At 71.3% G+C, this 10,562-nt stretch carries 9 protein-coding genes; 4 read left to right on the top strand and 5 right to left on the bottom strand.

What is annotated here, in order from left to right; all coding sequences use genetic code 11:
* Positions 1-479: 479 nt before the first annotated feature.
* Positions 480-2,297: an ABC-F family ATP-binding cassette domain-containing protein gene (locus tag AB0D18_RS16375; protein ID WP_362417861.1), complete on the bottom strand. Its 1,818-nt coding sequence runs from the start codon at positions 2,295-2,297 to the stop codon at positions 480-482.
* 121 nt (positions 2,298-2,418) lie between these two features.
* On the bottom strand, positions 2,419-3,294 hold the full coding sequence (locus AB0D18_RS16370; RefSeq protein ID WP_362417858.1) for a hypothetical protein: 876 nt from the start codon (positions 3,292-3,294) through the stop codon (positions 2,419-2,421).
* A gap of 192 nt (positions 3,295-3,486) precedes the next feature.
* Between AB0D18_RS16370 and AB0D18_RS16365 the strand changes: the two genes are divergently transcribed.
* Positions 3,487-3,987, top strand: coding sequence for an FBP domain-containing protein (locus AB0D18_RS16365; protein ID WP_362417855.1), 501 nt, complete (start codon positions 3,487-3,489; stop codon positions 3,985-3,987).
* 26 nt (positions 3,988-4,013) lie between these two features.
* On the opposite strand, the gene AB0D18_RS16360 is transcribed toward AB0D18_RS16365, so the two are convergent.
* The 3 genes from AB0D18_RS16360 to AB0D18_RS16350 form a co-directional block, all read right to left on the bottom strand.
* Positions 4,014-4,916, bottom strand: coding sequence for a 4-(cytidine 5'-diphospho)-2-C-methyl-D-erythritol kinase (locus AB0D18_RS16360; protein WP_362417852.1), 903 nt, complete (start codon positions 4,914-4,916; stop codon positions 4,014-4,016).
* Positions 4,913-5,800 carry a 16S rRNA (adenine(1518)-N(6)/adenine(1519)-N(6))-dimethyltransferase RsmA gene (gene rsmA, locus AB0D18_RS16355; protein ID WP_362417849.1) on the bottom strand — a complete coding sequence of 296 codons (888 nt, stop codon included), beginning with the start codon at positions 5,798-5,800 and terminating at the stop codon, positions 4,913-4,915. The genes AB0D18_RS16360 and rsmA overlap by 4 nt, the downstream gene beginning before the upstream one ends.
* Positions 5,801-6,000: 200 nt before the next feature.
* Positions 6,001-7,761, bottom strand: coding sequence for a phospholipid carrier-dependent glycosyltransferase (locus tag AB0D18_RS16350; protein WP_362417847.1), 1,761 nt, complete (start codon positions 7,759-7,761; stop codon positions 6,001-6,003).
* A gap of 61 nt (positions 7,762-7,822) precedes the next feature.
* Here AB0D18_RS16350 and rsmI point away from each other — a divergent pair, with 61 nt between their 5' ends.
* From rsmI to AB0D18_RS16335, 3 genes are all read left to right on the top strand, one after another.
* Positions 7,823-8,764, top strand: coding sequence for a 16S rRNA (cytidine(1402)-2'-O)-methyltransferase (gene rsmI, locus AB0D18_RS16345; RefSeq protein ID WP_362417844.1), 942 nt, complete (start codon positions 7,823-7,825; stop codon positions 8,762-8,764).
* 250 nt (positions 8,765-9,014) lie between these two features.
* Positions 9,015-9,338 (top strand): hypothetical protein, encoded by a 324-nt coding sequence (locus AB0D18_RS16340; protein WP_362418235.1) that lies wholly within the window; start codon positions 9,015-9,017, stop codon positions 9,336-9,338.
* A 62-nt stretch (positions 9,339-9,400) separates the two neighbouring features.
* A complete protein-coding gene (locus AB0D18_RS16335; RefSeq protein WP_362417841.1) occupies positions 9,401-10,279 on the top strand; it encodes a TatD family hydrolase in 879 nt (292 codons plus the stop codon).
* Positions 10,280-10,562 lie beyond the last annotated feature (283 nt).

The following is a 10,562-nucleotide window of genomic DNA, read 5'->3' as shown; positions in this document are numbered from 1 at the left end:
GTCCGGGCGGCGGGCCTGCCGGCATCTGCGGCGGTCCGGGCGGCGGCTGCGGGGCACCCGGAGGCGGGCCCTGCGGAGCCCCGCCCTGCGGAGCGTTCGGGTCCTGCGGGGCGCCGAAGCCCCCCTGCGGCGGCTGGTTGGGCGGCTGAGACATCAGCACTTACCTCTTCACACGGGGGGTCCGCTGCCCGGTCGGTCTCCCCCGCGATTCCGGGCGGTGAAATCCTCCCGGAAAGGAGCGAATCGGGCTTGGATCCCGCAGATATACGTCAGTCGAGCGGGGCTTCTTTCTATCACTGGGAACCCTCGAACAAGGGGCCGGTCCCGCCCCTGTTCCCAAGGGAGGACCGGCCTGTGATGCGCTCGTTATGAGCCCTCTACGTGTTCTCTACGTTGTCCCGCACCGCGCTCGGCGTTGTCCCGCACTGCGCCACGGCGTTGTCCGCACGCCACTCGGCCCGCCCGGGGCCGCGCTGACGTCACGCTTCCTCGGCCAGCTCCAGCCAGCGCATCTCCAACTCGTCGCGGTCCGCGATGAGTCGGCGCAGTTCGGCGTCGAGCTCGGCGACCTTGGCGAAGTCGGTGGAGTTCTCGGTGATCTGGGCGTGCAGGTTGGTCTCCCGGTCGGAGAGCTTGGTGAGCTGCCGCTCGATCTTCTGGAGCTCCTTCTTCGCGGCACGCGCGTCGCCCGAGGACTTCTCCGGCCTGGCTGCGGCGGCCTTCGCGGCCGCGGCGGCCGGGGCCGCGGGAGTGGCGGCGGCGACGACCTTCGCGCGCCGCTCCAGGTACTCGTCGAGCCCGCGCGGCAGGTTGCGCAGCGTGTGGTCGCCGAGGAGTGCGAAGACCTTGTCCGTGGTGCGCTCGATGAAGAACCGGTCGTGCGAGATGACGACCATCGTGCCGGGCCACCCGTCGAGGAGGTCTTCGAGCTGCGTCAGCGTCTCGATGTCCAGGTCGTTGGTGGGCTCGTCGAGGAAGAGGACGTTGGGCTCGTCCATCAGCAGCCGCAGGATCTGCAGCCGGCGCCGCTCACCGCCCGAGAGGTCCCCGACCGGGGTCCACTGCTTCTCCTTGGTGAAGCCGAACTGCTCGCACAGCTGCCCCGCCGTCATCTCCCGGCCCTTGCCGAGGTCGACCCGGTCGCGGACCTTCTGCACGGCTTCGAGCACCCGCAGGTTCGGGTCGAGTTCGCCGACCTCCTGCGAGAGGTACGCCAGCTTGACCGTCTTGCCGACGACGACCTTGCCCGCCGCGGGCTGTACGTCGCCCTGTGAACGGGCGGCCTCGGCGAGGGCCTTCAGGAGGGAGGTCTTGCCCGCGCCGTTGACGCCGACGAGGCCGACGCGGTCGCCGGGGCCGAGCTGCCAGGTGAGGTGCTTGAGGAGCATCTTCGGGCCGGCCTGGACGGTGACGTCCTCAAGGTCGAAGACGGTCTTGCCGAGCCGCGCGTTGGCGAACTTCATCAGCTCGCTGGTGTCGCGCGGCGGCGGCACGTCCGCGATCAGCTCGTTGGCGGCCTCGATGCGGTAGCGCGGCTTGGACGTACGCGCCGGGGCGCCGCGCCGCAGCCAGGCCAGCTCCTTGCGCATCAGGTTCTGCCGCTTGCCCTCCTCGGTGGCGGCGATGCGGTCGCGCTCGGCGCGGGCGAAGACGTAGTCGCTGTAGCCGCCCTCGTACTCGTGGACCGCTCCGCGCTGGACGTCCCACATGCGGGTGCAGACCTGGTCGAGGAACCAGCGGTCGTGGGTCACGCAGACGAGCGCGGACCGGCGCGACTGGAGGTGCCCGGCCAGCCAGCTGATGCCCTCGACGTCGAGGTGGTTGGTGGGCTCGTCGAGGATGATCAGGTCCTGGTCGGCGATGAGCAGCTTGGCGAGCGCGATACGGCGGCGCTCACCGCCCGACAGCGGACCGATGACGGTGTCCAGGCCCTGCCCGAAGCCGGGCAGGTCGAGCCCGCCGAACAGTCCGGTCAGCACGTCGCGGATCTTGGCGCTGCCCGCCCACTCGTGGTCGGCCATGTCGCCGATGACCTCGTGCCGGACGGTCGCGGCCGGGTCGAGCGAATCGTGCTGGGTGAGGACGCCGAGCCGGAGTCCGCCGACGTGCGTGACGCGCCCGCCGTCGGCCTCCTCCAGCTGTGCGAGCATCCGGATGAGGGTGGTCTTGCCGTCGCCGTTGCGGCCGACCACACCGATCCGGTCCCCCTCCGAGACGCCGAGGGAGACGCCGTCGAGCAGGGCACGTGTGCCGTACACCTTGCTGACTGCCTCGACATTGACCAGGTTGACGGCCATGAGTGGGTGCTCCAGGGGGCGGGGACGGATAGACCTCCCAGCGTAGTCGGCGCCCGCCGCCGACCACGACGGCGGGCGCCGGACCCCCTGCACCCACGCTGTTACGGGTTGTTACGGGCCGCTACGAGTGGCCGCCCGCGTGCCCTTTCCGGCGTCGTACGACGAAGACGGCACCGGCGGCCGCGATCGCCGTGGCACCCGCGAGGCCGAGCACGATGCCGGTCGCACCGCCGCTCCCCTGCCCCTGCTCCGTACCGGCCTTGACCGCACCGGACGGGGTGGCCTTGCCCGACGGGGTGGCCTTGCCGGACGGGGTGGCCTTGCCCGAAGTGGTCGCGGTCGGATTCCCCGGTACGACCGGGGCGGCCGAGGCGGACGACTTCCCCGAGCCGGTCGGTGCGGGCGGTACGGGAGGCACGACGGGCGCGGACGGCGTGGCCGTGCCCGGGGAGCCGGACGGGGACTCCTCCGTCGTCGGGGAGTCGCTCGTCTCCGGCTCCGCCGCCGTGCCCAGCGCCTTGCCGTCGGGCCCGACCAGGCTCCACACCTTGCCGTCGGGGCTCTTGAGGCCGTTGCCCTTGGTGTCGCCGGGCTTGGCGTCGCCCTTGAAGTAGTAGAGCGGCTTCTCGTCGAGGACGACCTGCTTCTTGTCGCTGCCGGCGAGGTCGATCTGGTTGGTCTCACCGGTGACGTCGGCCGACTTGGTCGGGTATCCGGTGGCGGCGGGCCAGTTCGTGGCGCACTCGCCGGTGCAGTGGGATGTGTCCTTCGCGTCGCCCGCCCAGGTGTAGAGCGCGTTGCCGTTCTTGTCGGCGAGCGCCTTGCCCTCCGAGGTGTCGATCACGGTGATCTCACCGGGGTCGGTCGGGGTGTCGAGCGCGAAGGCGACGTCGCTGCCCAGGGCGAGCAGCAGGGCGGTGGCCGCGGCAGCGGTGGATATTCGGGAAACGGATGCGGATGTGGATCTGGATGCGGATGCGGATGCGGATGCGTGCATGACGTCCTGCCTCAGGTCGGCGGTACCTCTGGTACGAGATCCAGCAGATCGCCGACGCGGGGGTTCGGCCCGCCGGGAGGACCGCGATACGGCCGTACGGGTGGGTGCCGTGCCGCCCGAAGGGACACGAGCTTCCGCCTATGCCATTTAATCTTTTGCCTAAAGGTACTAGGCAGACTTACCGTCGACCTCATGAGGGAAGCCACCGAAAACGACATCAGGTCGTCGTTCATCAACTGCTCGAAGGGCGAGGCCAAGCGTCTCCCCATGCCCCGTGACCTGGCCGAACGCCCGTGGGCCGATCTGGACTTCATGGGCTGGCGGGATCTGTCGGCGCCGGACCGCAGCTATCTGGTGACGGAGGACCCGGCGGACGGCCGCCTGTTCGGCGTGACCTTCCGCTTCCCGTCCCGTCAGCGCGGCTTCCTGCACCGCAGCATGTGCGCGATCTGCATGACGACGCACTCCGGCAGCGGGGTGTCCCTGATGACCGCGCCCAAGGCGGGCCCGGCGGGCCGCCAGGGGAACTCGGTCGGCATCTACATCTGCACCGACATGGCCTGTTCGCTGTACGTGCGCGGGAAGAAGGCGGCGCAGCCGGGCGGCCGGTTCGAGGAGTCGCTGACCGTCGACGAGCAGATCGACCGCACCCGCACCAACCTCTTCGCCTTCCTGGCGAAGCTGACCGACTGACCCGCCTCCGACCGGCCGACCAACCTCTAAAGGACGGTCGCTCCCGGTGCCGGTGACACCGCCGGGCGGGCCGCCACGCAGGTCCCGGACGCCAGCAGCGCGTCCGCGACCCGCTTCGCGGCTTCCGCGTCCTTGACCAGGTAGGCCGTCGTCGGGCCCGAGCCGGAGACCAGTGCGGCCAGGGCTCCCGCGTCCGTGCCCACCGCCAGGGTGGCAGCGAGGGAGGGGCGCAGCGAGAGCGCGGCGGCCTGGAGGTCGTTGGTCAGGGCCGCCGCGAGGGCGGTCGCGTCTCCGGTACGGAGCGCGGCGAGGAGGTTCTCGGAGGCTTCGGGCTCCGGGACCTCCGCGCCGGCCGTGAGCCGGTCGAACTCTCCGTAGACGGCCGGCGTCGACAGCCCGCCGTCCGCGACCGCGAAGACCCAGTGGAACCCGCCGCCGACGGCCAGCGGCGTGAGCTGCTCGCCCCGCCCGACCCCGAGGGCCGCCCCGCCCACCAGGGAGAAGGGCACATCGCTCCCCAACTCCGCGCAGATCGCCAGGAGTTGATCGGTCGATGTCTTCGTCCCCCACAACTCGTCGCACGCCAGCAGCGCACCGGCCGCGTCCGCGCTGCCGCCCGCCATGCCGCCCGCGACGGGGATGTCCTTGGCGATGTGCAGATGGACGTCGGGGGCCAGGCCGTGGAGCTCGGCGAGGGCGATCGCGGCGCGCGCCGCCAGGTTCGTACGGTCCAGGGGCACACGGTCCGCGCCCGGTCCCGTGCAGGTGATGCGGAGCTCAGGGGCGGGGGTGGCCGTCACCTCGTCGTACAGGCCGACGGCGAGAAACACATTGGCGAGGGGGTGGAAGCCGTCGGGGCGTACCCCGCCCACCGCGAGCTGAACGTTGACCTTGGCGGGGACGCGGACGGTCACCGGGGTGGCGCTCATGCCGTGGCCTCGGCGCTCGCCTTGGCTTCCGCGATCCTCGCGAACTCCTCCACCGTCAGGGCCTCGCCGCGCGCCTGCGGGGAGATCCCGGCGGCGACGAGTGCGGCCTCGGCCGCCGGGGCGGAGCCCGCCCAGCCTGCGAGCGCGGCGCGCAGCGTCTTGCGGCGCTGGGCGAAGGCGGCGTCGACGACCGCGAAGACTTCCCGCCGGGTGGCGGTGGTCTCGACCGGCTTCTCCCGGCGCACGAGGGACACGAGCCCCGAGTCGACGTTCGGCGCGGGCCAGAAGACATTGCGGCCGATGGAACCGGCGCGCTTGACGTCCGCGTACCAGTTGGCCTTGACCGAAGGCACTCCGTACACCTTGTTGCCGGGCTTCGCGGCGAGCCGGTCGGCGACCTCCGCCTGGACCATGACGAGGGTGCGCTCGATGGTCGGGAAGTGCTCCAGCATGTGCAGGAGTACGGGGACGGCGACGTTGTACGGAAGATTCGCGACCAGCGCGGTCGGCTCCGCGGGGAGCTCCTCGACCAGCATCGCGTCCGAGTGCACGAGGTCGAACCGGTCGGCCTTGCCCGGCATCCGCGCCTGCACGGTGGCCGGAAGCGCCGCCGCGAGCACGTCGTCGATCTCGACGGCGACGACGCGGTCCGCGGTGTCGAGCAGGGCGAGCGTCAGCGAACCGAGGCCGGGCCCGACCTCCACCACGACGTCGTCGGGGCGCACCTGGGCCGTGCGCACGATGCGGCGGACGGTGTTGGCGTCGATGACGAAGTTCTGACCGCGCTGCTTGGTCGGACGTACGCCGAGGGCGGCGGCCAGCTCCCGGATGTCGGCGGGACCGAGAAGGGAGTCGGAGGCGGAGGAGGGCTCAGGGGTACTCACCGCTCAAGCGTACGGGGTCCTCTCAGCCCGCTGGGTGCGGTGCGGGTGAGTGGGCCGCTTCGCGGATTCGGCCCCTCCCCACCCTTCCCGAAACTGCTCGCCGCAGGCGGTTCATGGCTGGCGCCGGTGGGGGCGGGGGTCCCGGGCTGCGCCCGGTGCACGGCTGCGCCGCGCGTCCTCAAACGCCGGACGGGCTGGAGTCAGATCCACGTGTCCAGCCACATCCGATGCCGCCACTCCCCGATCGGCATCGTCGTCCCCGTGTAGATCGGCCAGAAGTAGATGAAGTTCCAGACGATCAGCAGCACCAGCACCCCCGCCCCGATCGCCCCCACCGCCCTGCGCCTCTCGTCCGACCCCGGTGGGCCGAGGATCGCGCCGGCCATCATCGCGACCGCCAGGCACAGGAACGGCACGAAGACGACCGCGTAGAAGTAGAAGATCGTCCGTTCCTGGTAGAGGAACCACGGCAGCCATCCCGCCACCACGCCCGCCAGAATCGCCCCCGCCCGCCAGTCCCTGCGGAAGAACCAGCGCCACAGCACGTACAGCAGGGCGAACGCCGCCGCCCACCACAGCAGCGGTGTGCCCAGTGCCAGCACCTCGCTCGCGCACTTCTCCTTCTCACTCGAAGGGCAGCCGCCGATGCCCGGCTTCGGGGACTCGTAGTAGTACGAGACGGGACGGCCGAGGACGATCCACGACCACGGGTTCGACTGGTAGGTGTGCCCGGAGGTCAGCCCGATGTGGAACGAGTAGACCTCGCTCTCGTAGTGCCACAGGCTGCGCAGCCACTCCGGCACCCACGTCATGTCGAACTGGGGCAGCGAAATGCCCCCCACGCGGTCCGGCGAGAGCCCCGCCCGCCCCTTCGCCCAGTCGCGGAAGTACCCCTTGTCGGTGAGCAGCCAGCCGGTCCAGGAGACGACGTAGGTGCCGATCGCGACGGGGACGGTGGACACGAAGGCCGGCAGCACATCGCGCTTCAGCACCGCCAGGTACGGCCGCTTCGCACCGGCAGTGCGCCTGGCGGCCACGTCCCAGAAGACGGTCAGCAGGCCGAAGACGACCAGTGTGTAGAGGCCGCTCCACTTGGTGGCGAAGGCCAGCCCGAGGCAGAGCCCGGCGGCCAGCCGCCACGGCCGCCACCCCAGCCGCAGTCCTTCCGCGGTCTTCGCGTCCGGCCGCAGCAACCCGTCCTCGTCCACAGGCAGCGCGTCGGCGAGTGTGCGGCGCGCCCGGTCCCGGTCGACGACCAGACATCCGAAGGCCGCGAGCACGAAGAACATCAGCACCTGGTCGAGCAGCGCCGTCCTGCTCATCACGAAGTGCAGGCCGTCCACGGTGAGCAGCAGCCCGGCCAGGCAGCCGAGGAAGGTGGAGCGGAACATCCGCCGCCCGATGCGGCACAGCAGCAGCACCGAGAGCGTGCCGAGCACGGCCACCGTGAAGCGCCAGCCGAACGGCGAGAAGTCGAAGAGCTGCTCGCCCCAGCCGATCAGCCACTTCCCGGCCGGCGGGTGCACGACGTACCCGGGGTCGGTGGGGATCGGGACGGAGCCCGGGTCCGCCAGGATGCTCCTGTCGACGTCCTTGGGCCAGCTGCCCTCGTAGCCCTGGTTGACCAGCGCCCACGCGTCCTTCGCGTAGTACGTCTCGTCGAATATGACCGCGTCGGGCTTGCCCAGGTTCCAGAACCGGATGAGCCCCGCGACCAGCGTGACGAGGAGCGGCCCGCCCCAGGGGGCGAGCCGCATCAGGCGGTCGGCACCGGCCGGGGAGATCCGCAGCAGGGACCACAGATACGGTCCGGGCGGGCGTACGTACGGGGGCACGAGGCGTTCCCGCAGCCCGACCGTGCGGCGGGGCGCATAGCCGAATCTGCGCAGCCGCTGCTGCCAGGTGGGCGGTTCCTCTTCGGGGGCCCGTCCGTGCTGGGCGTGGGGCGCAGTACTCGTCACCGCGCCATCGTAGGGAACGCGGCTGTGCGCGTCGCCCGGCCACCCTGGGAGGATGGGCCGTGTGACTGGATCGACTGCACCCGCATCTGCCTCTGCCGCTTCCACCGCCGCACCCGGCGCCGGGGTCCTCGTCCTCGCCGGGACGCCCATCGGGGACGTCTCCGACGCCCCGCCGCGCCTGGCGAAGGAGCTGGAGACGGCGGACGTGATCGCCGCCGAGGACACCCGTCGGCTGCGCCGTCTGACACAGGCGCTCGGGGTGCACACGTCGGGGCGTGTCGTGTCGTACTTCGAGGGCAACGAGTCCGCGCGCACGCCCGAGCTGGTCGAGGCGCTGGAGGGCGGGGCGCGGGTGCTGCTGGTGACGGACGCCGGCATGCCGTCCGTCTCCGACCCCGGATACCGGCTGGTCGCCGCGGCCGTCGAGAAGAACCTCAGGGTGACGGCCGTACCGGGCCCGTCCGCGGTCCTCACCGCGCTCGCGCTGTCCGGGCTGCCCGTCGACCGGTTCTGCTTCGAGGGGTTCCTGCCGCGCAAGGCGGGCGAGCGCCTCGGCAAGCTGCGCGAGGTCGCCGATGAGCGCCGCACCCTCGTCTACTTCGAGGCTCCGCACCGGCTGGACGACACCCTCGCCGCGATGGCCGAGGTGTTCGGCGACGAGCGGCGGGCCGCCGTCTGCCGCGAACTGACGAAGACGTACGAGGAGGTCAAGCGCGGTCCGCTGAAGGCGCTTGCCGAGTGGGCCGCCGAGGGCGTACGGGGTGAGATCACGGTCGTCGTCGAGGGTGCGCCCCAGGCCGGTCCCGCCGAGCTGGACGCCGACGAGCTGGTGCGCAGGGTGCAGGTGCGCGAGGAGGCGGGCGAGCGCCGCAAGGAGGCGATCGCCGCTGTCGCGCTCGACGCGGGGCTTCCCAAGCGGGAGGTGTTCGATGCTGTGGTGGCGGCAAAGAATGCGGCTCGGACGGGGGCCGCGAAGGGCGGCGAAGGTAAAGGAGTGTCTTGAAATGCAAAGCGAATCCCGTGCATAAGCCAGCTTTCTCAGGCACTCGTCAAATACTCCCCACGTTTTGACAGCTCTGTCGCATTTCGGCCGGATCAGGCGTCCACTGGATGGTGAGTGGAAAGGAGCTGGCATGAGCGAGATCGCGCAGAGCACAGCCGGCAGCATCACCGCACTGGGCACGGCACGGACCACGGCAGAGACGCAGGCGACGGCACAGGCCACAGCACAGGAGGCGTACGCCTTCGCGTGCATGAAATGCGGCCACGGCTGGGAGCAGGCGTACGAGATAGAGCACCACACCGACGGCTCCGGTCACCCCTTCGTCGTGTACCGCGCGGACGGCCAGCGCGTCCCGTCCCCCCTGTCCCGCCCCTCCTGCCTCAATTGCGGCGGCACCGTCGTCCGCATCATGCGTTCCGGCCAGGTGTCGTCCATCCAGGAGCTCCAGCAGCGCGCCGCGGAGACGGCCCCCCTGGCCGGTCCGCCGCTCGCCGAGTCGGACGCCGACGTTCCGCAGCCGCGCGAACCGCACCACTGGCACCTGTCCGACCTGCTGCACCCTTTCCGGAAGTGATCCGGCTGTTCCGCGAGTAATCCGCTGGGGGCCGGGCCTGCGGCTTTCGTAGGATCGACCGCATGAGCCCGAGCCCCGACAAGAACGCCGCGCCGCCCGCACCCGAACCCCTCCGGGTGCCGGTGGCCGACTCGCACACCCACCTGGACATGCAGGACACCACCGTCGAGCAGGCCCTCGCCACGGCCGCCTCGGTCGGGGTGACGACCCTGGTGCAGGTGGGCTGTGATGTGAAGGGCTCCCGGTGGGCGGCCGAGACCGCGGCCGCCCACGAGCACGTCCACGCGGCCGTCGCCCTGCACCCCAACGAGGCCCCCCGCATCGTCCTCGGCGACCCCGACGGCTGGTCGCGGCAGGGCGCCCGCCCCGGCGGCGGAGACGCCGCCCTCGACGACGCACTCTCCGAGATCGACCGGCTCGCCGCCCTCCCGCACGTCCACGGCGTCGGCGAGAGCGGACTCGACTTCTTCCGTACGGGACCCGAAGGCATGGCCGCGCAGGAGCGGTCGTTCCGCGCGCACATCGAGATCGCCAAGCGGCACGGCAAGGCGCTGGTCATCCACGACCGCGACGCGCACGCCGACGTCCTGCGCGTCCTGGAGGAGGAAGGCGCACCCGAGCGGACCGTCTTCCACTGCTACTCCGGCGACGCCGACATGGCCCAAGTGTGCGCGGACCGGGGCTACTTCATGTCCTTCGCCGGGACGGTCACCTTCAAGAACGCCCAGCCGCTGCGCGACGCGCTCGCCGTGGCTCCGCTGGAGCTTGTCCTGGTCGAGACCGACGCCCCCTTCCTCACCCCCGCCCCGTACCGCGGTCGGCCCAACGCCCCGTATCTGATTCCGATCACGGTGCGGGCGATGGCCGCGGTGAAGGGGATCGACGAGGACGCCATGGCGACCGCGATCTCGGCGAACACGGCCCGCGCGTTCGGCTACTAGGTCCGGCCCGGCGCGCGCACGGAAGCTCGCACTGGGGAGCTCGCACTGGGGTTCGTCGCGCAACCCTGCGTAGTCGCGTCGCTTTGGAGAGTGACGACTCCTCCGCTAGTGTCCCGGGCCGCAGCACGTGGCGGCCCGGCATCCGGTCCGCCTGTCGGGCGGACCGGGAGCGACGTGAGCAATACGCAGGGTGGCGCGCTGTCGTACGACGCGCAGTACGGGTCGTACGAGCCGCAGCAGCCGTACGGCGGTGCGGGGGCCTACGAGGAGACGGTTGCCCCGT

The sequence above is a fragment of the Streptomyces sp. NPDC048442 genome (assembly GCF_040651475.1).
Classification (GTDB): domain Bacteria; phylum Actinomycetota; class Actinomycetes; order Streptomycetales; family Streptomycetaceae; genus Streptomyces.
This window is presented reverse-complemented; position numbering and strand designations above follow the sequence as displayed.